Below are 23,614 nucleotides of genomic sequence, written 5' to 3'. Positions count from 1 at the left end.
AATGACGCTTTTCGTTGAGGATGGCACACCTGTCATTGTGCAGGGCATGACTGGGCACCAGGGTATGACCCATACCGCGCGCATGCTGAAGGCCGGCACCAATATCGTCGGCGGCGTCAATGCTCGCAAGGCCGGTCAGGAAGTCAATTTCCCTGAAGCAAAAAACGGCGAAGATGTTACCCTGCATGTTTTTGGCAGCTGTTCCGAAGCCGTTGAAATTACCGGTGCGCAGGCGAGTGTTGTGTTCGTACCGCCACGTTTTGCTAAAGACGCCGTGGTTGAGGCCATTGAAGCCGGTATCAAGTTGATTGTGGTTATCACCGAAGGTATTCCGGTTGCCGACAGTGCGTATTTCGTTGAGCTCGCATTGCGCAAGGGCGTACGCATCGTCGGGCCGAACTGCCCTGGTCTGCTTACGCTTCCTTCGACGGAAAATGCGCAGGGCTGCAATCTCGGCATCATTCCGGACGGCATCGTCTCCCGTGGACCTTTGGGCTTGGTGTCCAAGTCCGGCACCCTTACCTATCAGCTGATGGGGGAGCTGTCCGACATCGGCTTCACTGCATGCTTAGGCGCTGGCGGCGATCCCATCGTTGGCACCACGTTGCAGGAGGCCCTTGAAGTATTCGAAAACGATGATGCCACCAAGGCCGTCGTGATGATTGGTGAAATTGGCGGTAGCGCCGAACAGGATGCTGCCAAGTGGGCATCCGAGCATATGACCAAGCCTGTCGTCGCCTATATCGCTGGCTTCACGGCGCCGGAAGGCAAGCAGATGGGCCATGCTGGAGCCATCGTTTCAGGCGGCAAGGGAACCGCGCAAGACAAGAAGGAAGCACTCGAAGCCGTGGGCATCCGTGTTGGACGAACTCCGGGGCAGACTGCTGAAATCATGCGCGAGGTGCTCGCTTCCAAGTCGATATGATGGCAAAGAACCTGAAGTATTGGTTGAAAGGGCTTGCCGTAGCGGCAGCGTCCATGATTATCTATGCTGTCGCCCTCGGCTGCTATATAGCTCTGATGCTTCTGATCATCTCCATGGAGGAAGGCGGCGACAATCTGTCCGCCTTCTCCGTTCCCCTGACTGAAGCGGTTGTGCTTCTCAGCCAAGGATCCGGTTTCAAGACCGGATCCATCACACTGACGATTATGCCGTTGCTGCTGACGGTTATGCTGATCGCACTTATTTCATCGCTTGCCAAGCGTATTGGGACCAGTTTCTCCGGATGTGTGACGGGGACTATTGGCTGGGTGCTGATTAACATATTCTTCGCCAACAGCGTCGATACCGAGCTTGTTGACACGACTGGCATGATTATCGTGAAAACGGCGTTCGTCTTCATACTGGGATATGCCATTGCCTTGATTCCCGGGGCTCCGCTGACCGAGCGAGGTTTGGAATGGATTGGCAAGCATGTCTCGTTGCCGGTCCGTAAGACAATCACTATAGGCTTAGCTCTTGGTCTGTTGTTGATTGCGGTCTATTTGGTCATTGGCCTGATCGTGGTCGTGTATTGGGCGTTTTGCAATCAGTCGGCCATGGTGAAGCTGTATGAATTGTCGGGAATGCAGAGTGGCTCTCGTATACTTACGACGATCGCTATGCTCGCGTGGATTCCGAACATTGCGATTTGGGCGGTTTCCTGGGTGTTCGGAGCAGGTTTTTCGATTGGCGACCTTGCTGAATTCACTATGTGGAGCGGTCAGGGAACGGCATTGCCGTCGCTGCCGATATTCGGTCTGCTTCCTTCGGCAATTGAAACGGACTGGGTCCGAATCGCATTGATGTGCATTCCTTTGGTGTTGCCCTGTATCGCAGGCATGATCGTCATGTTGTTCAACAAGGGATTCCACATCAGAGTTGATGATGCTGATCACCAGATTGACGTCAAGCGGGTGGTGTCTGGATTCGCCTATCCTGCGGGAACATTCTGCATGTCCTGCGTGATCGTATCGGTAGGCTCGAGTTTGCTGTTCTCCATCTCTAACGGGGCACTGGGATCAAAGCATCTTGCGCATGTCGGTGTCGATGTAATTGCGTCGACTCGTAAGGTCGGGCAGCCCACTGCAGTCGGGCTGTTCTCATCGTGGCTGCTGACTTTGGTGGCCGTATTCATGTTTTTCGGAATACGCTGGGTCATAAAGCGTGTCCGCGAGGGCAGGAGTGGTACATCTGCTGCGGTCCTCGAACCAAATAATCGTGGGATCACCGATGCGGCCCGCACAGTGACCTCAACCATCAACAATAAGGAGGAGCAAGGTGACAACAACGAATCGACCGATACGTCGAGCTCTGGTATCGGTCTTCCATAAGGAAGGCATCGAAGTTCTTGCCGAGGCGTTCATCAAAGCCGGCACTGAAGTGGTTTCCACGGGTTCCACTGCAAAGCGTCTTGCGGAACTCGGCGTCAAGGTGACGGAAGTCTCGGAAGTCACTGGTTTTCCCGAGTGTCTCGATGGCCGTGTCAAAACTCTCGACCCACATATCCACGCAGGTATCCTCGCTGATATGACCAATGAGAACCACGCGGCTCAACTGGAAAAGTTTGGCATCAAGCCGTTCGATTTGGTGGTCGTCAACCTGTATCCGTTCGCTGATACGGTTCGTTCCGGTGCGGACGAAGCTGCCGCTATTGAAAAGATCGATATCGGAGGCCCGTCCATGGTTCGCGGAGCGGCGAAGAACAACGCCACTGTGGCCATCGTCACGGATCCGAACGATTATGCGTTGGTCGCGGCCCGTATCGAGAACGGTGAAGGTTTCTCCCTTGAGGAACGTCGCTGGCTGGCCGGTAAAGCATTCGCTCACACGGCGTCTTATGATGCCACTATCAACGAGTGGACCGCAAAGCATTGGCCGAAGCCAGCTACCGTCGATCAGCCGACTGCCGAAGGTGAGACGGAAGTGAATGAGGCCAAGTTCCCGGCCGCATTCACCCGTACTTGGGATCGCGCCCATGTTCTGCGCTATGGTGAGAATCCTCACCAGCAGGCCGCGTTGTATCTCGATCCGCTGAACCAGAACGGCTTCGCACATGCCGAACAGCTCGGTGGAAAGCCGATGAGCTACAACAACTATGTTGATGCCGATGCCGCTTGGCGTGCCGTGTGGGATTTCGCTCCGCAGATTGCGGTCGCCGTGGTCAAGCACAACAATCCGTGCGGCCTTGCCATTGGAGCCACCGTCGCTGAGGCGCACAAGAAGGCACATGCTTGCGACCCGATGAGTGCCTATGGTGGTGTGATCGCTGCGAACAGCAAGGTCACCATGGAAATGGCAGAAAGCGTCCGTCCTATCTTCACCGAAGTGATCGTCGCTCCCGACTATGATGCCGATGCCCTTGAGCTGTTGCAGACCAAGAAGAAGAATCTTCGTATTCTGAAGGTTGCCGAACCGCCGAAGTCCAAGACGCAGTTCCGTCAGATTGACGGTGGTCTGTTGGTGCAGTCCACTGATCTCATCGACGCTCCGGGCGATGATCCGGATGCGTGGAAGCTGGTTTCCGGCGAGCCGGCGGACGAGCAGACCGTCAAGGATCTGGTTTTCGCTTGGCGAGCCATCCGTTGCGTCAAGTCCAACGCCATTCTGATCGCCCATGATCAGGCCACGGTCGGCATCGGCATGGGTCAGGTGAATCGTGTCGATTCTGCCAACCTGTCCGTTGAACGTGCGAATACGCTGGCTGATGGTGCAAATCGAACTCAGGGCGCTGTTGCGGCATCCGACGCGTTCTTCCCGTTCGCTGATGGTGCGGAGATTCTTATCAACGCAGGTGTCAAGGCCATCGTCCAGCCGGGTGGTTCCATCCGCGACGAGGAAGTGTTCGAAGCGGCCCGCAAGGCCGGCGTCACCATGTATGTGACCGGTACCCGCCACTTCTTCCACTGATCGTTCCAGCCCCCATACGAGGGTATTGTGATTAGCGTGGCGTCCGATTCTGTATTGGTTTCGGACGCCACGTTTATTATGATTACGATTGTTGCAGGCAAGCGAGATATGAAAGGCCTCGGAATGAGCCATCCTTACGTTTCCGAAGATCATGAGGGCAAACCGTGGTTCGAATGGATCGTCGCAGTCGTAGTGATTATTGCGACGGTGCTTGCGGTTGCAGGATATACAAAGGCCGCCACCGCTGCGATCGCGGTGACGGCCATAGTTACTGGGCTGGTCAGGCTGGTATTGCGTGAACGCAGTCCATGGAAGGTCCGGTCAGTTGCTTTCGACGCCTTCATGGGTATAGGTTTGGGCGCTGGACTGCTCATTCTCCTCACCATCGTTCCCGTCGGAAACTGACGCTTCGTCGAGAGCAGTGTCGTTTTCGATTTCATCGGCGACTTCGGCATCCGGCGTGTTCTTCTTCGTGCTGACCATACCGGAGACAATGACGATAAGTGCAACGACGGCAGCGGCGAGAACAGGGCAGATCCAGAAGACCCACAGCTGCTGCAGTGGTTCCTCATTCAGGCCCTGGTTTTGCGCGAAAATAGCGATGCCAGTAGCGCGTGCCGGGTTCAATGCAGCTCCGGTCACCGGGTAGGCGATGGCGGTGCCGATACCGTAGGCAAGCCCCATGGCGACGGCATGGTTCGTACTGGACTCGCCATGTTCGCCCGTGGTGCGAAGCGCGGCGGCAACAATGACGATGCCTGCGATGACTTCGACAGCGATGGCCAAGGTGATGCTGAACGTCACGCCATAGTTGCCAAGCGTGGAGTAGGAGACGGAGTTCTTATCGAAGCCGTTGATCGTCGGCGTCATCCAGATCTTGAATGTCACCTGCTCGGAACTTGGCAGAAGGAATCGGATGGCAGCACCGGCGCCAATGCCGCCGAGCACTTGGGCAATGATGTACAGAATGCCATCAAGCACATGGGTCTTGCCGGTGAGCATGGCGGCGACGGATACGGCCGGATTGAATTGCGCTCCGGAGATGGATCCAAAGATTACGGTGGCCGCGGCATACACGATGCCCGTCAGCAGGGCGATGAACGCCATATTGATGCCGTACACTGCGGAGCCAAGCGAGCAGATCGCGTAAATCGCGAAGCAGATGATGAAGCTTCCCACAAGTTCCGCTCCGACACGAAGTGCCAGCGGCTTGCTTTGCTCTTCCTTAGTTATGGACGTTGCTTCAACAGCAGTCATAGTCTTTCCTCTGTCATATAGTGGACAAGTTGCGATTTTTGGAAATCGCCAAACGACTGCCATAGTACCAGCAGTCCCTATAAGTATTATCCGGCCACGTTGGGAGAACGATGCCAAACGCATATTCCCGCGCCGCGAAGGCGCATACGCATGACAATGAAGGTATCCGTCTGCAGAAGCTTCTTGCTCAGGCAGGTTTTGGGTCCCGTCGCAAATGTGAAGAGATCATTACTGAAGGACGCGTCGAAATCGACGGTGAACTTGTCACCGAGTTGGGAACGCGCGTCGACCCGAAACATCAGGAAGTTCGCGTGGACGGCTCCCGTGTTCGTGTGAACCCCAATCATGTCACGCTTGCCTTGAACAAGCCGAAGCGCGTACTCAGCGCCATGGAGGATCCGAAGGGACGTTACACCCTGAGCGACATCGTCGGCGACAAGTATGACCGTATTTTCCACATGGGTCGTCTGGATTACGATTCCGAAGGCCTGATTCTCATGACGAACGACGGCGAGTTGAGCCAGCATGTCATGCACCCCAAATATGAGGTCGAGAAGACCTATATCGCCACATTGGAAGGTCGTATCAGCGGTCAGGTGTGCCGCCGACTGGTCACCACCGGCGTGCAGCTCGACGACGGTTGGATCAAGCTTGACCGTTGCGCGATTCTTGATGCCAGCCGCGATGGCACTCTGGTCAAGGTGGTGCTGCACTCCGGCAAGAACCGTATCGTCCGTCGTATCTTCGGCGCGATCGGTTTCCCGGTCAGGCGTTTGGTGCGCACTCAGATCGGTCCGATCAAACTTGGCGATCTGAAGTCCGGATCGTACCGTGTGCTTTCGCAGACTGAGGTGCGTTCCCTGTCCAAGGCGGTGGGCCTGTGATCCGCGTAGCTATTGATGGACCTGCGGGCGTCGGCAAGTCTTCCACGTCCAAGGCGCTGGCCAAGTATTACGGTTTCGCCTATCTCGATACCGGAGCCATGTATCGTGCCTGCGCATGGTGGTGCATGAACAAGGGTATCGACCTCGATACGGAGACTGTCGACGAACAGCTAGTCACCGAAACCGTGGGCGAGTTCTTCACCGAGGGTCATTTTGACATCAGCGTCGATCCGGACGATCCGAAGGTATGTGCCGATGGCGAAGACATCAGTGAGGCGATCCGTTCCTCTGAAGTGTCATCCCATGTGTCCAAGGTGTCGAACATCATTCCGGTCCGGCATGTGCTTATTGCCGCACAACGCGCGTATATTGCCCGTGAAGCGGCTTCCGATTCCTTCTCCGAAGGTGCTGGCGTGGTCGCTGAAGGCCGTGACATCACTACGGTCGTCGCGCCGGATGCTGAAGTGCGTGTATTGCTTACCGCTCGTGAGGAAGTCCGCCAAGCCCGCCGAGCAGGGCAGTCGGCTTCCGGAGTTGGCGCGGAAAATGTTGCGGCACGAGACAAGGCTGATTCCAAGGTCACGCATTTCACGTCCGCAGCGGAAGGTGTATTGACTGTCGACAATTCCGATTTGGATTTCGGCGAAACCCTTGATGTGCTTGTACGCATTGTCGATGACGCCATTGAAGAGCAGCAATACCGCCAATATGCGTCCAATCTTGATGATTATGAGTTGGATGAGGGCGATGAAGGACTGATTGATGGATCGTCTTTCGTTGGGAGCGAACGCCAGTCCGGCCCGAAGCCGGTCGGCGTGCTTGCCGTTGTTGGACGTCCGAACGTTGGCAAGTCCACGCTGGTGAATCGTATTCTCGGACGTCGTGCGGCCGTTGTGGAAGATACTCCAGGCGTGACTCGAGACCGTGTGAGCTACGATGCTGAATGGGCCGGCACTGATTTCAAGCTGGTCGATACCGGTGGTTGGGAAGCCGATGTCGAAGGCATTGAATCCGCCATCGCGTCGCAGTCGCAGATTGCCGTTCAGCTTGCTGACGCCGTGGTGCTTGTGGTGGATGGTCAGGTTGGACTTACCAATACTGACGAGCGTATCGTAAGGATGCTGCGAGCCTCTGGTAAGCCGGTCACGCTTGCGGTGAACAAGGTCGACGATCGTGAGAGCGAGTATCTGACCGCCGAATTCTGGAAGATGGGTTTGGGGGAGCCATACGGCATTTCCGCCATGCACGGCCGTGGCATCGGCGAACTGCTTGACGCGGCTTTGGATTCGTTGAAGAAGGCTGAGAAGACTTCCGGGTTCCTCACTCCGTCGCATCTTCGTCGTGTGGCACTGGTCGGACGCCCGAACGTCGGCAAGTCGTCCTTGCTGAACCAGCTGGCGCATGAAGAGCGCACCGTGGTCAACGATCTGGCTGGAACCACCCGCGACCCTGTCGATGAGGTGGTGACGGTTGATGGTGAGGATTGGCTGTTCATCGATACCGCCGGCATCAAGCGTCGCCTGCACAAGTTGTCCGGCGCCGAGTATTTCTCGTCGCTGCGCACGCAGGCCGCGATTGAGCGTTCGGAGCTTGCACTGGTGCTGTTCGACGCTTCTCAGCCGATCTCTGATCAGGATCTGAAGGTGATGAGTCAGGCCGTGGATGCCGGCCGATGCGTTGTTCTGGTATTCAACAAGTGGGATTTGATGGATGATTTCGATCGCCAGCGCATGGAACGCTTGTGGAAGACCGAGTTCGAACGCGTGACGTGGGCCCAGCGCGTGAATCTGTCGGCCAAGACCGGATGGCATACGAATCGTCTGGCTAGAGCTATGCGTGGCGCCTTGGAGTCGTGGGACAAGCGCATTCCAACCGGTAAGCTCAACGCTTTCCTGGGCAAGATTCAGGCTGCGCATCCGCATCCGCTTCGTGGTGGCAAGCAGCCACGCATTCTTTTCGCGACCCAAGCTTCGACGCGCCCACCGCGCTTCGTGATTTTCGCTACTGGCTTCCTTGAGCACGGTTATCGTCGTTACATCGAACGTTGCCTGCGTGAAGAGTTTGGTTTCGAGGGTTCCCCGATTCAGATTTCGGTGAATATCCGAGAAAAGAAAAAGCGCAAGTAGTCCGCTTTTTTGGGGTGCACGCCACGAATGATGGTGTGCACCCCCAAAAAAACGGTTGTAAGAAATACTATATCTGCCAATCTGTGTAGCTTGTAGCTAATGTGCGGCACGCTATTGACTGGTCGTCTTAGAAGAGTGGCTGTTCCTCGGCGTCTCTTTGGCGTAGATATCCGCTGATCGCACGTCGGGCGAGAGAGCTCAAGGATATGCCCTCTTCCGTTGCGCGTTCCCGTGCCGTCTTGCCGATGGCATAGGGGAGTTTGATTTTCCATTCGTCGCCAAGCTGTTCGCGTCCGTCGGTGTCCTTTGGCCTTCGTCCTGGACGAATGGTGTCGGCTGTGTTGCTCAGGTTATCGCTTTTAAGTGCTCTTCGGGTCAACTCGGTGAGAGTGATCCCATCATGTTTCGCGCGTTCTCTGGCTTCCACGCCAAGTTCTCGGGGTAGACGGATCTTCCATTCATCTTCAGGCACGAAAGAGTCGAACACGTGGGCAAGGTCATCAACATCGTCAAACTGTGGCTGGGCGTCCCTCGACTTCAAGACAATCACCCCTTACCTGCATGTGTAAGACTGACAACCTTAAAAAGAAAACCCGAAATCATGCGAATCCGGGTTTTTCTGGTCGGACCAGCGGGATTTGAACCCGCGACCCCTTGACCCCCAGTCAAGTGCGCTACCAAACTGCGCTATGGTCCGAACGATGCAAAAGCACCGAGAAAGAAACATAGCATAGTCTGTGGTTTTTTTCAAATACATCGTGTCGCGCAGTCAATGAAACGTGATGAAGGGCGCGTAAAGATGTCTTTTGTGTTAAAAAATATCTTTTTTAACTTCCAAAAGCCCCCGTTACGGGAAATATGTCGTAGTATTACCTACGTACGACGAGAACATAACGCCCGCACGAAAGGGAAAGACATTGACCGAGGACGTATTCGAACACTCCGCCGCAAAGATGCGGGAAAATGGGATGACCGATATGGCCATTGCGCAGTTCAAGCGTCTATATGAGGTTTGGCGTAACGAGGAGGCAAGCAGCTGGATTCGTGAGGATGAGGTGGAACCGTTAGTGGGGGTGCCAAGTTTCCATGATGTTTACGAGACCATCAACCACGACAAAGCCGTTGATGCGTTCGCAAAAACCGCATTCCTTAAACTCAATGGTGGGCTTGGCACCTCCATGGGACTGGATTGCGCCAAGTCTCTCTTGCCCATGCGTCGCCACAAGGCCCGTCAGATGCGTTTCATCGACATCATCATCGGACAGGTGTTGACCGCACGCACTCGTCTGGGTGTGGAGCTGCCGTTGACACTGATGAATTCATTCCGCACTTCGAACGACACCATGAAGGTGCTGAGAGCCAACAAGAAATTCCATCAGGAGGATATTCCTCTGGAGATTGTGCAGCATCAGGAACCAAAGATTAGCGCGGAAACGGGCCTTCCTGTCAGCTTCCCGGCGAATCCCGAACTTGAATGGTGCCCGCCAGGTCATGGTGACCTGTTCTCAACCATCTGGGAATCCGGGTTGCTCGACGTGCTCGAGGAACATGGATTCAAGTATTTGTTCATCTCGAATTCCGACAATCTTGGTGCGCGACCTTCGCGTACGCTGGCTCAGCATTTCGAAAATACCGGCGCTCCGTTCATGATTGAAGTCGCCAAGCGCACTCCCGCCGACCGCAAGGGCGGCCATATCGTGCGTGACAAGGCGACGGGTCGTTTGATGCTGCGCGAAATGAGTCAGGTGCATCCAAATGACAAAGACGATGCTCAGAACATTGAAAAACACCCATACTTCAACACGAACAGTATCTGGGTGCGAATTGACGCTTTGAAGGCCAAGCTGTCAGCATATGACGGCGTGCTGCCGTTGCCGGTCATCCGTAATAAAAAGACCGTTGATCCCACCGATCCGACGAGCGAGCCGGTCATTCAGCTGGAAACGGCCATGGGAGCCGCGGTGACGTTGTTTGATGGTGCCACTTGCGTGTGCGTGGACCGTATGCGTTTCCTGCCGGTGAAAACCACCGACGATTTGTTCATCATGCGGTCTGATCGATTCCATCTGACGGATCAGTATGAGATGGAGGACGGTAACTACATTTTCCCGGACGTCCATTTGGACGCACGGTACTACAAGAACATTCATGATTTCGATACGAGATTCCCGTATGGAGTCCCATCGCTCGCCGCGGCGAATTCCGTCAATATCGAGGGCGACTGGACCTTTGGCAGGGATGTAATACTGTTTGGTGACGCGCGGTTGCCTGACACCGGCGAGCCGAGTTATGTTCCGAATGGCGAATACGTTGGCCCGCAAGGCGTGGAACCTGACGATTGGGTCTGATTCGAGGGGTGTTCTCAACACGAAAAACTGTATTTTTTCGTAAAATAGGCACAATCTGTGCGAAAACCCTCTATCATAGAGAGGTGTGTGCGGAAGCCTATACTGGTTACGCACTTAGAATGAAACGTTAACGAGACGTGAGGACTAATGGCAGAGGGCAGTAACGGAAGGCGTCGTTTCTCCGACAAATGGGGCAAGCACGAACTTGATGTGTTGGCTGTGCTTTCCTCAGCTTTTCCGCAATGGCTCACTTCCCGTCAGATTGCTCAGCGCGTGAAGGCGTATGCCGATTCCTATGGGGAACTGGCCGATCAGGCGGCGAAGGCGGCTTTTGCCAAGCAATTCCAGCGTGACCGCGCCAAGCTTGCGGCCATGGGCATTGCCATCGAATCAAGGCAGCCGGAGTATTCATCCAAGTCGGAGGGGCAGGACTTCGCGTCCTACCGTCTGCAGCTTGGTGACGAGCCTCGTGTTCGTCTGCTGTTCGGGGATGAGGATCTGCCGATTTTGGCTGCCGCCAACTACTTGGCCCGTTCTATATCGATTTCCTCGGCTCCTGCGCATGAGACGCAACATACGTCTCGTACCGCGCCGCGTGTTCCTCAGACACCTATTCCGGGACTTGGTCTTGACTCCATTGCTCCTGGACTGGGAACCCAGTCCATTCCCGACGAATTGGTCAAAGTCGTCGATCAGCGGCGTTTCGCGGCCACGGTGGATGTTGATGGCGAGCATTTGAATGTCGCCTATACTGATTCCGATGATCTGGCCATGTTCGTACTATCCCATTCAGGCGCGTCCATCGTCAGCCCGCAGGAAGCTGTTGACGCGTTTAACCGTCGTTTGAATGCAGCAACGCAGTTCGTACCTGCCGACGAGTCCACGGGAGACGACAGTTCCACCGTCACTGCCATGGAGATCAGTCGCAATAGCGCAGACGATGACGATGTCGAGGAAAGCAAAGGACGCCCGAAGAAGAATTCCGCATTCCAGACCGGTAGTGAAGTCGACCGTCGCCTGCGTTTGATGCTGTTCCTTTCGGCTCACCTTGGCGAGGAATATTCGCTTGAGGAGCTTGCGGAACGTTTCATTGGCAAACCGAAGTCCGATGATGAGCTGAAGAAGTTCGTCAATGTCATTCATAAAGACATCAACACGCTGACCACGGTTTCCGATGATGGGGAGATGGCGGGAAGCCAATTCTTCGATATCGATTGGTCGCTGCTTGATGCGGAAGGCATCGTTTCCGCCACGAATTCGCTTGGTTTGGAACGCTTGGCAGGCATTTCACAGCAGTATCTGAGTATGCTTACCGCATCCGTAAGCTATCTCGCGCATTCGTCATTGCTGCCGGACAAGCTTCGCGAGCAGGCCGAATCGTTGTACAGCCGTCTTCGCCGTCATGTTGAGCCGGGGGATATGCCGTGGCTGAGCCTGACTGGCTATGAAATGGAGCCGCGCAACTTCTCCATCGTGAAGAGCGCGATTTCCAAGAGTTCGCTGCTTGACATGGAATACACGGATGGCGCAGGACGAGCCCAGCGCAAGCTTGTCGCTCCAGACAAGATCTTCGTTGACGAGGGTGTTTTCTACGTTGCCGTATGGACTGATGTCGCTGCTGCTGCACCTGCGGATAAAGCCAAGTATGTGAAGAAAGACACCACGATCAACAAGGCTACGGGCAAGCCTCGCATCTGGCAGGTGCTACGTATCTCCCGCATTGAGAAGGCTGAATTAGTCGAGCCGATTGCAAAGATCGACATTCCTGATGTACCCGCATCCGAATTGCGCAAGTGGAGCTTTGACAATGGAACTTCGGCTGTGTTCGTCACCAATCAGGACAATCTGTCGTTTATTGACGGATTGTCGGGGGCAACGGTCGAAAAGTGCGGAGAAGGCGAGAAAGTGCATCTGATCGTCTCGTCCGATTCCTGGTATGTCGCGTTCTGCATTTCACATGCGCGACATATCACCGCTGTGGCTCCTGAGACGCTGCGTACCATGATCGTTGCCCGTGCTCAGCATGAATTGAGCATCGGTGATCGTGAGAACGAGAACTGACGGGAGTGGTTCTATGCCTTGGTGGGTTTGGCTGGCACTCGCTCTATTCATGCTGGTGATGGTCGTTTCCGGGATCGTCTATGTGTGCCTTCATGGTTACCATGCGTTCAAGGATGTGGCGAAACTGGGCGAACGCGCGGCGAAGCGGATCGACGCGATGGGTAAGCCATTGACCCAGCAAGACGAGAACGATGCACCCTTCTTCACCAGACCTCTGCAGGATGTTACCGAGCGCTACACGAATGCCCATACTGAAGTCATCGAAAGGCGTGAGGCGAAGCGCAATCGCCATGCCCAACAGTGGGCGCAATGGCGTCATTTTAATGATTGACCTGACTAAATTGTAAGGAATTATGACCCATCATCGTCACCGTAATAGCGGCACTGGCATGTCGGATACCAATGAGACCGTCAAACTGTCCCCCGCACAGCGGTACGCCGCATTCAAACAGACGCAGGCCAAACAGCGTACTGTTGCCGCCGAGTTTGCCAGATCCCTGCCATTTGAACTTGACGAATTCCAGTTACAGGCCAACGAGGCATTGGAGGCCGGGGATAATGTGCTCGTAGCGGCGCCGACCGGCGCGGGCAAGACGGTTGCAGCGGATTTCGCCATCTATCTGGCACAGACACGGAACGTCAAAGCTTTCTATACCACGCCGATCAAGGCGTTGAGCAATCAGAAGTATCATGATCTGGTTGCCCAGTACGGCGCGGATAAGGTTGGATTGCTGACCGGAGACACATCTATCAATTCCGAAGCGAACATTGTGGTCATGACCACCGAAGTACTGCGCAATATGCTGTATGAGCATTCCGTAACGCTTGAAGCGCTTCGTTATGTGATTCTCGATGAAGTGCATTATCTCGCCGACCGTTTTCGAGGTCCGGTATGGGAAGAAGTCATCATCCACTTGCCGGAGAATGTGAAGATAATCGGTCTTTCCGCAACGGTCTCCAATGTCGAGGATTTTTCCAAGTGGATTGAATCCGTCCGTGGCAAAACCACGCTGGTCGTATCGGAACAGCGTCCGGTACCACTGGAACAGCATGTGCTCGTGCAGGCAGACGACCATACCGAACCGGAGCTTATCGATCTGTACCGCCGTGACGCCAACGGTGAACAGACGGTCAAACTCAATGCGCAACTGGTGAACAGACTCGATCAGCTGGACCGTCAGGCGGCACGTCGCAGAGGAGAGGAGCGCCCCGACAGGCGTAGGTCCAAAGGCAAGGGCGGACGCTGGGATGAACGTCCCCACAAAGCTGAACGTCATACGCCTCGACGTTGGGCCGTTGTGGATGAACTGAATTTTCTTGACATGCTGCCGGGAATCTATTTCATTTTCTCAAGGAATGGTTGCGATCAGGCGGTCGACCAATGCATCAATGCTGGTTTGGAACTCACCACCAGCGATGAAGTACGTAGGATCAGACGGATCGTTGATGAAATGGTCGAAGGCCAGCTAAGCCAAGAGGATTTGAAAGCGCTACATTTCTCGCAATTCCGTTTTGCTTTGGAAGAAGGGTTTGCCCCACACCATGCGGGAATGGTCGCATTGTTCCGACAGATTGTCGAACGTTTGTTCGAAGATGGCTTGGTCAAGATGGTTTTCGCAACGGAAACGCTGGCACTGGGCATCAATATGCCGGCGCGTTGCGTGGTGGTCGAAAAACTCGAGAAATTCGATGGCACTGGGCATGTTGGCTTGACCCCCGGCGAGTTCACCCAGCTGACCGGTCGCGCAGGACGTCGCGGCATCGACACCATTGGACATGCCGTTGTAGTGGATCACCGTGGTTTTATGCCAGCCACTGCGGCCTCGTTGTCCAGCAAGCGAGTATATCCATTGCACTCAAGCTTCAGACCGACTTTCAACATGGCTGTGAACCTGTTGAATACCAGCGATTACGAGACCGCCCGCGTTACGCTCGACCATTCCTTCGCGCAGTGGGAGGCCAACGAGTCGGCTTGGCAACTTGAAGCGCAGATGGAAACCCTGCGCAAGGCTTTGGAGGGGTACGAACAGGCCTTCCAATGTGAGTTTGGTGATTTCAAGGAATTCATGCGTCTGAGGATGCGCTTGAGTGATTTGGAGAAGAATGAACGTCGCAGGCTTAAACATGAGGTGTTCAGCACGCAGAAAGACCGTAGCCAGGCGTTCATGGAGCTTGACCGACGCATCAAAAAACTTCGTGAAGAAGACCGTGACCACCCGTGTCGCAAGTGTCCAGACGTGCAGAAGCACTTGAAATGGGGGCATCGCTGGGCGCGTGAGACGCGTGAATTAGAACGTGTTCAGCATCGATACGATTCGCGTACCGGTTCCGTGGCACGTCAGTTTGATCATATCTGCACTGTGCTTGCCGACCTCGGCTATCTTCAGTCGGTGCGGGGATCCGCGGGCCATGGCGATTATCATCTTACGGAACGGGGCCAGTTGCTGCGGCATCTGTACAGTGAGCTTGATTTGGTATTGGCCCAAGCGATCGAGGCTGGTGCATTCGACGGCTTGAATGCCTGTGAGTTGGCCAGCGTTGTCGCATCGCTGGTATTCGAAGCCCGCAGGGGAAGCGGGGGAGAGCCGCGCCGTTATCCTGGAGGCATTCAGGGCAATGTGGCCGTGTGCGCCGCGCAGCTCAAAGGTATACATGCGTCGATCGCCATGCTGTGTGAGGATCATATGCTCGAAGAGCCGCGCCAGCTTGATTTCGGCATCACCGACGTCGTCTACGAGTGGGCGCAGGGTGAAAGCCTCTCGCAGGTGTTATATGGCACTGAGCTGACTGGCGGAGATTTCGTGCGCAACTGTAAACGACTTGCCGACGTGCTGCAACAGATAGCTGTGGCCGGACCGTATCTTGCCGAACGCGCCGAAACGTTGTCGCCAATCGCAAGACAGGCATACGAGCGTATTAATCGCGGCATCGTCGCATATTCTGGCGTCGACTAAAATTGACAGTAAAAATCGGCAATCAGCAAACGAACAAGGAATAAAAGACACGTCCGAACTGTTCTGTAGCTTAGAAAGAGCGGACAATCCCAAGGAGGCAAAGGCAATATGGCAGAACGCAGCCTGCGAGGCATGAGCATCGGCGCAAAGTCGTTGGAATCCGATGACAATGTGGATTTCGCGGCACGAAACGACGTCGCATATGTGTGCCCGAAAGGGCACCGTACGATTCTGCCGTTCGCTGAGGGCGCGGAGATTCCGGAGGAATGGGAATGCCGTTGCGGCATGGCTGCGCGTCGTGAGGGCGATGAGGATCGTGAGGACGACGAAATCTCCAAGCCGACTCGTACACACTGGGACATGCTGCTGGAACGTCGTACCGAAGACGAGTTGAAGACGCTGCTTGAGAAGCGACTGCAGATGCATCGTGACGGTTGGTTCCCAGACTACGAGTGACCTGCAGTTGAACGACACTTGAACATTATGCCCAGTCAGTATGGCTGGGCATAATTGTTAGCGTCAACAGGTATCACATCGATGAAAACGAATCGATAGGAATAAAGGGAGAACCAATTCATGTCCGAACAGACCAAGCAATCCAAGAAAGTCGTTCTGCTTGACCTCGACGGTACGCTGACCAAATCCGATCCGGGAATCATCGGCTGTGTGGTCAAGGTGTTCGAGGAATTGGGGTATCCGGTCCCGGATGGTGAGGAGTTACAGCGATTCATCGGTCCTGCGATTATTGAATCCCTGCAGCGCAACGATATTCCTGAAGATCGTCTTGATGAGGGCATTGCTATTTATCGCAGGTATTATGCAGATGAGGCTGTGTTCGACGATCCCAACAATCCCGGGCAGAAAGTGCCGGGGCGTTTGAACAATACCATCTACGAGGGTATTCCGGAGCAGCTGACCAAATTGCGTGCTGATGGATATTATCTGGCGATTGCCAGTTGCAAGCCGCAGTATCAGTGCATTCCGATTTGTGAGCATTTCCACTTGGATACGATGGTCGACGGTATTTATGGTGCAAGCACCGATAATTCCCGCCTTGACAAGGATCAGGTGATCCGTTGGGCGTTTGAGCATATCGGTTTTGATGAGGCTGCCGGTGATCGTGCGTTGATGGTTGGCGATCGCTGGACCGATGCCGATGGGGCCAAGGCGTGCGGTCTGGATTGCTTGGGATGCGGATGGGGCTATGCTGAGCCAGGCGAGCTTAAGGAGCATGGCGCATACCAAGTCATCGATACCGTAAGCGAACTTGCGCAGTCCGTCGAAGAGTATTTCGGTTGACATCGCGTCCCGAAAAGGCGCGACACGCTGATTTGCAAATTACGGGAATGTGATTATAGTAAATACTCGTGCTCAGGCAGTGATACTGCAGAGCACATGCGGACATAGCTTAGTTGGTAAAGCGCAACCTTGCCAAGGTTGAGACCGCGGGTTCGAGTCCCGTTGTCCGCTCTAAGGTTCCGATTGATTATCGACCTTTAAGGTGGGTTAGCCAAGCGGTTAGGCAGCGGCCTGCAAAGCCGTATAGACGAGTTCGACTCTCGTACCCACCTCTCATTGTGCTCGACGTAAGTTGGCGTGATGGATAACCTGGGCGGTTGGCGCAGAGGTAGCGCACTTCCCTGACACGGAAGGGGTCACAAGTTCGAATCTTGTATCGCCCACTGGGACATGAGTTCCTGTACAACCATTATTGGGTGATTGGCGCAGCGGCTAGCGCACTTCCTTCACACGGAAGGGGTCATAGGTTCGATTCCTATATCACCCACCATCGGGCGGCATGATGTGCCGCTTTTTTTGTTGGTTTCGTTGGGATTCCGCCGTTTCGTTCGGCGTGTCGGAAATGGGTGGCGGCCGTCGGGTTTGGACGGTGGCTCTCATGGTCATGGGCGTTTCGGTCTGCAGTAGGGTCTGCAGTGGTTTCGACTGGCTCGTTTTCGTCGGTTTGGGCGTCGTTTCAGGCGTGTCGTATGTAGCGGCCGGCAGGGCGAACTCGCTGGCCGAAACCATACTCTCCAGTCAATGCTCTTAATTCAAGAGTAACCGATGATTTTGCTATAAAACGAATGGTCGGGCAATGATTTCAGTCTGACAAATCTCTATATTGGTACTTGTCAACAACAGAAGATGGTAAGACGCAAGGTGCGTCAAAGAAAACGAGCACTAAGGAAATAACATGAACAAGAATCAGATTTTCTCCGCAATCAAGCGTGGTTTCGAAATCAGCGGCATCAACGCCCTGTCCATGGCGGCCGGTTCTCCGTCCGTCAACAAGGCACTGCAGGAAATGATCGACGAGCAGCGCTGAAATTATTCTTTGTAATATTGATCTTTAAATGTGATTTAAGCCCGGGCACACGCTGTATCCGGGCTTTTTCGTACTCTTTCAGGGTGTGTGGCTACAATGGCTGTCTGTGAGTGACGAAGCATTGAATCTCAATCAGCCGGTCAAAGATATGGGACCGAACGAGCTGAAAGCTTATGCCAAACTTGGGCAACAACAGCATGACGAGGCAAATCGTGAGCTGGAACGCCGTTGGCGTAGCTATGACGACATGCTGCCGCACGACCAGTTCGTGTCGATTATTGACAAAACTGAGGGGTGAAACCCGCTTTGCGGTGTATGATTCGTGACCATGCCGGCCTCAATGCCGGCTATTTGTAAGGGTAATGACTAGAATGGCGACTATGACTGATCCGATTCCAAGCGCAGGTGAAACGACCATCATTGGCCTTCCTGCAATAACTGTACCGGTTACTTCCACCGGAGACCGTCCTCTGACGAAGGAGGACCTTGAAACCATTATGCGTCTTGCCGACGGCACGGCGCTGCTGATCTCGACTAGGGGAGCGGTATCGGGGTCGCGGTATCTTCTCGATGAGGATGAGATTACCGTCGGCCGTGATCCGAGTGCCGATATCCTTTTGGATGATTCTACGGTTTCTCGCGCCCACGCGGTGTTCCGCAGGTCGAATGGCAGGTATTGCGTCATCGATGCGGGAAGCTTGAATGGCACGTATGTGAACCGTCAGCGTGTTGATCAGCAGGAACTTAAGAATGGCGATGAAATCATTCTTGGCAAGTTCCGTTTGGTTTATTTCGACAATAAGGCCGTCATTGCCGGTTGATCCGCGTGATGCGGGATAAACTGTGTACAACAGCTTCGCGCCCATGGGCTTCATACAGAGGCTCATGGGCGTTGTTTATGTGTCGTAGGAGAATGCGATGAATGAGGCAGGGCCAACAATGCGGTTGCATCTGCATGTGCCGACTGCGGTACAGGGGGAGTTGTTTCCCGCAAGCGATGCACAGCTGGTGACGCGTGGCTATAAGGGTTCAGTGGCATCGAGGGTGTCCGGCATCACTTATCGTCAGCTTGATTATTGGGCGCGCAGGCAGATTGTGGAGCCTTCCATCACTCCATCGCATGGGTCTGGGTCACGTAGATTGTATTCGTTCAAGGATGTGGTGATTCTTGCCGTGTCGAAAAAACTGCTTGATGCGGGCATCAATCTGCAGAATGTGACGGCTGCCATTGGCTTTCTAACGCAACGCACTACTGAGCAGCTGGAAAACATCACTATTATGTGTGATGGACAGCATGTGCACGAATGCACGGACAGCGAGCAAATGATGGCACTGTTGCAAAGCGGTAGGGCAGTGTTCGGAGTATCCATGGGATCCCTGTGGAAGCAAATCAGGGATGCTCTTGAACACGAGGAGTATGTCGATTTATCTACAATGCCTTCCACCGCGGACTCGACCCGTCCTGTTGACGACATCGCTGCGATGCGCATGAAAAAGAAGCTTGATGCGAAGCGGCAGGCACACACCGCTGTTTCACTGTAATATACAGGTTTGGCGATACCGCATAGGTTGAACAGGCCAAGTCGGGTTACATGGTCATCGATATACGGTAGATATGTAGAGACGGATTACAACAGGGGAGTGTCGCATGCCTGATATTCTGCCGGCATTGCTGTGGATTGTCGCGGCAGTCATTGCAGTGAACATTTGTTCGGTTACCGCGATTCGCGGAAATATCTTCTCAAAAACCAAGCGCGACGTATATCCAGTACGTTGGCCGATTGTCGGTTTACACTTCGCCTCATTGGTTATTGGCGCCTTGCCATACCCGGTATATACGATGTTCAAATCTGGTTTTTCCGTAAAATTCCGGCATTTCTACGAGCAAGTAGGATGGCCGTCAGCCGCGCTGATGATTTTGCTGATTGCCGCGGAGCTGGTGTTTATGTATCTGCAGGCCAGGAATGGCATGAAAAGCGAAATGGAAAGAAAACTCAATCGAGCCATCAAAGGCTGACCATGAAAGGCGTCCAGCGCAGCGAAGACGCCACCCGTCATACCGTTGGATTATGTCCGAGCAAAGTCCTGAAAGGGACGTGCTGGCGTAATCCACGATGTTATGTACAGAAGAGAGTGTCAGTCGAAGGCGGGCATACTTTTCTGACATAACATACATTATCGGCTAACTATTCGGGAATCTTAGAAACGGCTTAATTCCAACGGTCTTCATTTCGCACAGGTAACTGTGGATGCCTCTGGGTGGCCCATTGTGGCTACGCATTTCACACGACGGGAGACCAACGATGGCAATGGGTGGCGGCGGTTCGACATACAGAAGCGCCGATGGAATCTGGCACGCCGCGATAGACATAGAGCCCGACAGGGCCACCGGGCGCAGGAGGCGGCCCAAGGCAAGACCAAGGCGGTGGCGAACGCGAGGCTCAGGATGAAGCTGGACGCATACGTGCGCAAGGGCTTCACGCCGAACTCGCCGTCGCCGCGCCTCATGGACTGGCTGGAGACTTGGTACCACGAGCGGGCCGAGGCCAACCTGCGTCCGAACAGCAGGCGAAGCTACGAGAACGCCATCGTGCGGCTGAACAGGATAGCCGGCGCGAGGCGCATCAACTCGCTGGGCCATAAGGGACATGGCCGACATTCAGGACGGCCTGAAGTGCTACAGCCCGAAGACGGCCACGATCACTTGGTCCGTCCTGAAGAACGCGCTTGAGGCCGCGCGTGACGAAAACCTCATACGGAGGAACCCGGCCAAGATGGTCCGCCCGGTGAGCGCTTCGAGCAGTTCGCTGAAAGTCAACCCACCTTCACTACCGGATGACGGATGACGGTTTTGAGGTTTTCCGGTTTTGCTCGGCGCGGATCGGATATGTAGATTTCGTGATGTCGGCGGGCGTCGGAGAGGTCGAGCTCGTAGCCTTGCGAGCGCGCGTAGTCATCCAGAATCGCCACGGTTGCGGGCTCGTCGTCGTACGGGCCCTTGTGCATGACCTGCGCGACCACGCCTTCATCGAAATCGAAGAGATATGCGCGATTGACTTCGGATTCCGGGTGTTTGGCGGCAAACGATGCCTTGGCCCACGCAAAGACCTTATCGGTCACGAATTCCGGCAGACGAATCATCGAAGTCCAATGGAAGTTGGCTTTGTGCGCGTAATTGACGCCGGGCACACCCTCCCCCATGCTCCATAAGCCCTCCAGCGGAGGCACGGTGTAGTCGAAGTACCCGTCGATATGCTCGGCCGGGTTCTTTGACTTCTTGCTCATTTTGACGGTGAACGAAATGCCGTAAAGCAGTTGCATCGCCTTGGCGTAATCGCCGCCTTCTTCGTTCGGGTCGCCCACACCGTCCACCGCGACGAACCGCATCGCCGGTACCATGACGATGGCCGGCATGGTCTTCGGCTGATACAGGTCCTTATACTCCTTCTTATAATCGAACGCCATCGCTCATTCCCCTTCCGTCACCGCATCGATCTCGTCCTGATGCCGCCACCGCTTGAGGTTTGGCAGCAGCGCCGACATGCAATCCTCGGCCTGTTCGACGCTGATATGGCAGGATTCCGCCATCATCGGCGCACACGCGGCGACCAATTCATCGCTATTGGCATAGTCCTGAAGAAAAACGCCGTCGTCATAGCAGTAGTTGCAATAATCTCCGCTTCGCGTTCCATCCGGTTCGGTGCCATGGTCTTCCGGGCGATAGAACGGCATGGCGCAACTTTGGCAAAAACCGTTGTCCGGCATCTCCATAAGCCTCGCCATCGGCACCTCAAAACGGGTGCTGATAAGCCGAATCATGTCGATGCTCGGATCTGCCGTTCCCTTCTCCCAGCGGGAAAGCGCCTGTTGGGTGACGAACAGCTCATGCGCGAACTGCGACTGCGTAAGACCTCGCTCCTCGCGCACGACTTTGATAACCTGACCGATCGACATGACTACCTCCCGACATCGGAAAACGATTCGAGCGCCTCGCTGTGCGCTTGCTGATTCCATTCTAAGGGCATGGTCCGTTCGCCAAGCGCAGGTACAACAAACCGTTGTTCGCGCTTGCATCCCGGAGGAAGAAACGGCTCGGTCGAACCTATTTCCTCTCCGCACCCTTCAATTCTCCCGGTTCCTCTGACTTCAGCGTCTCCGCGCAGGACATCGCCGGGTAGATCGAGGGCCCCGGCCACTGCACCATCGCCAAGGCGACGAAGCGCTCCGTTCTGTATGCGTCCGCTTCGATTGCGGCCCGCCAGACGCCACGCGCGTGCCGGCGTATCCAAGCCCTGTGCCTCGCCCTCGTCGTGGAGGACACCTTGGTCAGTGAGGACATGAAATGCTCCGTCGGGATATGGAACTCCACCGCGTAACCAGTCATGCCCTTGGCTGTCCGTCCGCTTTCCGCGCCATGCCTTGGATGGATAGGAAAACAACGTCGAAAGGTTGGCAAGCATATGTCGAAGGAGCCGCGAGACGCCGGAATGGCAGGGCTTCTGGAGGTCGGAGCACGGCATGGTGGCCTACCGCGACGCATCGGAGTTCGTCCGCAGATGGATGCCGGGTATGATGAAACCGACCCACGGCAAAGGGCAATGCACACCGAGGCCGTGGGCCGCTTCATCCCCATAGCCAATTGTCATATACGGGTTTGGCTACCTTTGGCAGGCTTCGGTCCAGACCGCTGATTAGCATGGCTTCAAACCGTTGAAATAAAGCCATTCTTGAAGCCCGGTCGAATCACTGTCGCACAGTGTACATTATCGGACAAAATGAGAAACGGTTGAAGGCACTATGGAAAATAGATTGTTAACTGTTTCGTTGACTGTTTGCAGTGATTCAGTGGTATCGCGAATGCTTGTCATTCACCGACGGCAAAAGCGTGTCGCAGCCTCTACGGTTTCGTTATACATTTGAAATATGTGTGAGGAGACGACAAGACGAACGACGATATTGATCGCCGCATTTGAGGGTTGGAATGATGCCTGCCAGTCCGCGACGAATGTCATACGGCATCTTGTATCGCGATATGATTCACAGGAGGTGCGTCATATCGACAACGAGGGTTTTTATGATTATCAGGTGGCTCGCCCGATGATCTGCTCGGTACAGGGACGTAAACGAATCATTTGGCCGCAGACCACGTTTTATGACATTGACGTCTCCCCTATGCTGCATTTGCTTGCGCAGATTGCCCCCGAGCCGAATTATCGTTGGGAGGAATACTGCAGGCATACATTGCGTATCGCAGAGGATTACGATGTGAGCGATATCGTCACGTTAGGATCCATGTTCGACAACTGCCCCCATACGAGGCCTTTGCCGCTTGACATTTCCAAGAATGGCTGCGAAAGCGAGCCTGACAAGGAATATAACGGCCCTGTGGGCATTCCTAATATTCTTGACGCTTTTGCGTCGGATGCAGGATTCCGGACCACGTCCATGTGGGTTTCCGTGCCTCATTATTGCGCCAATACGGAATGTTTGCAGGGCACGCTTGAGTTGGTTCGCGCATTGTCGCTTCTGTTGGAGCATCCGCTTATCGAGGGTGATTTGAACAGGAAGGCCGCAGAATGGCGCAAAAATGCCGATGAGATTGTCGAGCAGACACACGCTGGCGATTATCTTGCCCGTTTGGAGCGGGATTATGATTTGAACGCCCAGGCACAACGTATCGCGTCGAATGGCATGCCGGCATGTGAGGAATTGATTCGCGAGGCCGAATCGTTCTTGCGTGGCAATTGATGTTGCGACTGACGACAGGCT

At 54.6% G+C, this 23,614-nt stretch carries 23 protein-coding genes and 5 tRNA genes; 23 read left to right on the top strand and 5 right to left on the bottom strand.

Annotation, left to right across the window (positions count from 1 at the left end; genetic code table 11):
* The first annotated feature begins 1 nt into the window (after position 1).
* The 4 genes from sucD to CE153_RS09040 all read left to right on the top strand — a co-directional run bounded on the left by sucD (position 2) and on the right by CE153_RS09040 (position 4,294).
* A complete protein-coding gene (sucD, locus tag CE153_RS06675; protein ID WP_033501080.1) occupies positions 2-925 on the top strand; it encodes a succinate--CoA ligase subunit alpha in 924 nt (307 codons plus the stop codon).
* Positions 925-2,313, top strand: a complete 1,389-nt coding sequence (locus CE153_RS06670; RefSeq protein ID WP_099595662.1) for a cell division protein PerM — start codon at positions 925-927, stop codon at positions 2,311-2,313. The genes sucD and CE153_RS06670 overlap by 1 nt, the downstream gene beginning before the upstream one ends.
* Entirely contained in the window at positions 2,261-3,889 is a 1,629-nt protein-coding gene (gene purH / locus CE153_RS06665) for a bifunctional phosphoribosylaminoimidazolecarboxamide formyltransferase/IMP cyclohydrolase (protein ID WP_099595628.1), read from the top strand. Before CE153_RS06670 ends, purH begins: the two co-directional genes overlap by 53 nt.
* A gap of 123 nt (positions 3,890-4,012) precedes the next feature.
* On the top strand, positions 4,013-4,294 hold the full coding sequence (locus CE153_RS09040; protein WP_099571914.1) for a DUF3017 domain-containing protein: 282 nt from the start codon (positions 4,013-4,015) through the stop codon (positions 4,292-4,294).
* Here CE153_RS09040 and CE153_RS06655 read toward each other — a convergent pair.
* Positions 4,211-5,146 (bottom strand): MIP/aquaporin family protein, encoded by a 936-nt coding sequence (locus CE153_RS06655; RefSeq protein ID WP_099571867.1) that lies wholly within the window; start codon positions 5,144-5,146, stop codon positions 4,211-4,213. The genes CE153_RS09040 and CE153_RS06655 overlap by 84 nt on opposite strands.
* A 110-nt stretch (positions 5,147-5,256) precedes the next feature.
* Here CE153_RS06655 and CE153_RS06650 point away from each other — a divergent pair, with 110 nt between their 5' ends.
* Complete coding sequence (locus tag CE153_RS06650; RefSeq protein WP_099571866.1) at positions 5,257-6,030, top strand: pseudouridine synthase; 774 nt, start codon at positions 5,257-5,259, stop codon at positions 6,028-6,030.
* On the top strand, positions 6,027-8,156 hold the full coding sequence (gene der, locus CE153_RS06645) for a bifunctional cytidylate kinase/GTPase Der (RefSeq protein WP_099595627.1): 2,130 nt from the start codon (positions 6,027-6,029) through the stop codon (positions 8,154-8,156). Before CE153_RS06650 ends, der begins: the two co-directional genes overlap by 4 nt.
* A gap of 127 nt (positions 8,157-8,283) precedes the next feature.
* Here the strand turns inward: der and CE153_RS06640 are convergent, their stop codons facing one another.
* Together CE153_RS06640 and CE153_RS06635 are read right to left on the bottom strand one after the other, a co-directional pair.
* Positions 8,284-8,706 carry a hypothetical protein gene (locus CE153_RS06640; protein ID WP_099595626.1) on the bottom strand — a complete coding sequence of 141 codons (423 nt, stop codon included), beginning with the start codon at positions 8,704-8,706 and terminating at the stop codon, positions 8,284-8,286.
* Positions 8,707-8,776: 70 nt separating this feature from the next.
* Positions 8,777-8,853 (bottom strand) — tRNA-Pro (locus CE153_RS06635).
* Positions 8,854-9,109: 256 nt separating this feature from the next.
* Between CE153_RS06635 and CE153_RS06630 the strand changes: the two genes are divergently transcribed.
* The 16 genes from CE153_RS06630 to CE153_RS09035 all read left to right on the top strand — a co-directional run bounded on the left by CE153_RS06630 (position 9,110) and on the right by CE153_RS09035 (position 20,576).
* Positions 9,110-10,504 carry a UTP--glucose-1-phosphate uridylyltransferase gene (locus CE153_RS06630; protein ID WP_236824493.1) on the top strand — a complete coding sequence of 465 codons (1,395 nt, stop codon included), beginning with the start codon at positions 9,110-9,112 and terminating at the stop codon, positions 10,502-10,504.
* Between the two features lie 147 nt (positions 10,505-10,651).
* Positions 10,652-12,565 (top strand): helix-turn-helix transcriptional regulator, encoded by a 1,914-nt coding sequence (locus CE153_RS06625; RefSeq protein ID WP_099595624.1) that lies wholly within the window; start codon positions 10,652-10,654, stop codon positions 12,563-12,565.
* 49 nt (positions 12,566-12,614) lie between these two features.
* Complete coding sequence (locus CE153_RS06620) at positions 12,615-12,896, top strand: hypothetical protein (protein ID WP_236824490.1); 282 nt, start codon at positions 12,615-12,617, stop codon at positions 12,894-12,896.
* 58 nt (positions 12,897-12,954) lie between these two features.
* On the top strand, positions 12,955-15,519 hold the full coding sequence (locus CE153_RS06615; protein WP_099595661.1) for a DEAD/DEAH box helicase: 2,565 nt from the start codon (positions 12,955-12,957) through the stop codon (positions 15,517-15,519).
* Between the two features lie 108 nt (positions 15,520-15,627).
* Positions 15,628-15,975, top strand: coding sequence for an RNA polymerase-binding protein RbpA (locus CE153_RS06610; protein ID WP_099595622.1), 348 nt, complete (start codon positions 15,628-15,630; stop codon positions 15,973-15,975).
* Positions 15,976-16,095: 120 nt separating this feature from the next.
* Positions 16,096-16,818 (top strand): HAD hydrolase-like protein, encoded by a 723-nt coding sequence (locus CE153_RS06605; protein ID WP_099595621.1) that lies wholly within the window; start codon positions 16,096-16,098, stop codon positions 16,816-16,818.
* A 98-nt stretch (positions 16,819-16,916) separates the two neighbouring features.
* Positions 16,917-16,989: transfer RNA gene (locus tag CE153_RS06600), tRNA-Gly, on the top strand.
* Between the two features lie 30 nt (positions 16,990-17,019).
* Positions 17,020-17,090, top strand: a tRNA-Cys gene (locus CE153_RS06595).
* Positions 17,091-17,129: 39 nt separating this feature from the next.
* Positions 17,130-17,201: transfer RNA gene (locus tag CE153_RS06590), tRNA-Val, on the top strand.
* Between the two features lie 31 nt (positions 17,202-17,232).
* Positions 17,233-17,308, top strand: a tRNA-Val gene (locus CE153_RS06585).
* A gap of 405 nt (positions 17,309-17,713) precedes the next feature.
* Entirely contained in the window at positions 17,714-17,845 is a 132-nt protein-coding gene (locus CE153_RS09110) for a hypothetical protein (RefSeq protein WP_003834774.1), read from the top strand.
* A gap of 106 nt (positions 17,846-17,951) precedes the next feature.
* Complete coding sequence (locus tag CE153_RS06575; protein ID WP_099571858.1) at positions 17,952-18,143, top strand: hypothetical protein; 192 nt, start codon at positions 17,952-17,954, stop codon at positions 18,141-18,143.
* A gap of 82 nt (positions 18,144-18,225) precedes the next feature.
* Positions 18,226-18,666, top strand: a complete 441-nt coding sequence (locus tag CE153_RS06570) for an FHA domain-containing protein (RefSeq protein WP_099571857.1) — start codon at positions 18,226-18,228, stop codon at positions 18,664-18,666.
* Positions 18,667-18,763: 97 nt separating this feature from the next.
* Positions 18,764-19,387, top strand: coding sequence for a MerR family transcriptional regulator (locus CE153_RS06565; protein ID WP_099595619.1), 624 nt, complete (start codon positions 18,764-18,766; stop codon positions 19,385-19,387).
* A gap of 127 nt (positions 19,388-19,514) precedes the next feature.
* Positions 19,515-19,862 (top strand): hypothetical protein, encoded by a 348-nt coding sequence (locus CE153_RS06560; RefSeq protein WP_236824489.1) that lies wholly within the window; start codon positions 19,515-19,517, stop codon positions 19,860-19,862.
* A gap of 429 nt (positions 19,863-20,291) precedes the next feature.
* Positions 20,292-20,576: a hypothetical protein gene (locus CE153_RS09035; protein ID WP_236824488.1), complete on the top strand. Its 285-nt coding sequence runs from the start codon at positions 20,292-20,294 to the stop codon at positions 20,574-20,576.
* A gap of 83 nt (positions 20,577-20,659) precedes the next feature.
* On the opposite strand, the gene CE153_RS06550 is transcribed toward CE153_RS09035, so the two are convergent.
* Together CE153_RS06550 and CE153_RS06545 are read right to left on the bottom strand one after the other, a co-directional pair.
* Positions 20,660-21,310 carry a GyrI-like domain-containing protein gene (locus CE153_RS06550; RefSeq protein WP_099595617.1) on the bottom strand — a complete coding sequence of 217 codons (651 nt, stop codon included), beginning with the start codon at positions 21,308-21,310 and terminating at the stop codon, positions 20,660-20,662.
* Between the two features lie 3 nt (positions 21,311-21,313).
* Entirely contained in the window at positions 21,314-21,799 is a 486-nt protein-coding gene (locus tag CE153_RS06545; protein ID WP_099595616.1) for a zinc ribbon domain-containing protein, read from the bottom strand.
* A 969-nt stretch (positions 21,800-22,768) separates the two neighbouring features.
* On the opposite strand from CE153_RS06545, the gene CE153_RS06530 reads away from it, so the two are divergent.
* The gene (locus CE153_RS06530; protein ID WP_099595614.1) at positions 22,769-23,593 is read left to right on the top strand and encodes a PAC2 family protein; all 825 of its coding nucleotides are present in this window, start codon (positions 22,769-22,771) and stop codon (positions 23,591-23,593) included.
* The last annotated feature ends 21 nt before the right edge of the window (positions 23,594-23,614 follow it).

It is taken from the genome of Bifidobacterium sp. N4G05 (assembly GCF_002742445.1).
GTDB classification, from domain to species: domain Bacteria; phylum Actinomycetota; class Actinomycetes; order Actinomycetales; family Bifidobacteriaceae; genus Bifidobacterium; species Bifidobacterium hominis.
The sequence above is the reverse complement of the archived record's forward strand: the minus strand, read 5'-3'. Positions and strand labels throughout refer to the sequence as shown.

Coding starts and splice junctions, on each gene's coding strand:
- sucD (WP_033501080.1), top strand. CDS start 2: ATGACGCTTTTCGTTGAGGATGGCACACCTGTCATTGTGCAGGGCATG.
- CE153_RS06670 (WP_099595662.1), top strand. CDS start 925: ATGGCAAAGAACCTGAAGTATTGGTTGAAAGGGCTTGCCGTAGCGGCA.
- CE153_RS09040 (WP_099571914.1), top strand. CDS start 4,013: ATGAGCCATCCTTACGTTTCCGAAGATCATGAGGGCAAACCGTGGTTC.
- CE153_RS06655 (WP_099571867.1), bottom strand. CDS start 5,146: ATGACTGCTGTTGAAGCAACGTCCATAACTAAGGAAGAGCAAAGCAAG.
- CE153_RS06650 (WP_099571866.1), top strand. CDS start 5,257: ATGCCAAACGCATATTCCCGCGCCGCGAAGGCGCATACGCATGACAAT.
- CE153_RS06630 (WP_236824493.1), top strand. CDS start 9,110: ATGCGGGAAAATGGGATGACCGATATGGCCATTGCGCAGTTCAAGCGT.
- CE153_RS06625 (WP_099595624.1), top strand. CDS start 10,652: ATGGCAGAGGGCAGTAACGGAAGGCGTCGTTTCTCCGACAAATGGGGC.
- CE153_RS06620 (WP_236824490.1), top strand. CDS start 12,615: ATGCTGGTGATGGTCGTTTCCGGGATCGTCTATGTGTGCCTTCATGGT.
- CE153_RS06615 (WP_099595661.1), top strand. CDS start 12,955: ATGTCGGATACCAATGAGACCGTCAAACTGTCCCCCGCACAGCGGTAC.
- CE153_RS06610 (WP_099595622.1), top strand. CDS start 15,628: ATGGCAGAACGCAGCCTGCGAGGCATGAGCATCGGCGCAAAGTCGTTG.
- CE153_RS06605 (WP_099595621.1), top strand. CDS start 16,096: ATGTCCGAACAGACCAAGCAATCCAAGAAAGTCGTTCTGCTTGACCTC.
- CE153_RS09110 (WP_003834774.1), top strand. CDS start 17,714: ATGAACAAGAATCAGATTTTCTCCGCAATCAAGCGTGGTTTCGAAATC.
- CE153_RS06570 (WP_099571857.1), top strand. CDS start 18,226: ATGACTGATCCGATTCCAAGCGCAGGTGAAACGACCATCATTGGCCTT.
- CE153_RS06565 (WP_099595619.1), top strand. CDS start 18,764: ATGAATGAGGCAGGGCCAACAATGCGGTTGCATCTGCATGTGCCGACT.
- CE153_RS09035 (WP_236824488.1), top strand. CDS start 20,292: ATGAAGCTGGACGCATACGTGCGCAAGGGCTTCACGCCGAACTCGCCG.
- CE153_RS06550 (WP_099595617.1), bottom strand. CDS start 21,310: ATGGCGTTCGATTATAAGAAGGAGTATAAGGACCTGTATCAGCCGAAG.
- CE153_RS06545 (WP_099595616.1), bottom strand. CDS start 21,799: ATGTCGATCGGTCAGGTTATCAAAGTCGTGCGCGAGGAGCGAGGTCTT.
- CE153_RS06530 (WP_099595614.1), top strand. CDS start 22,769: ATGTGTGAGGAGACGACAAGACGAACGACGATATTGATCGCCGCATTT.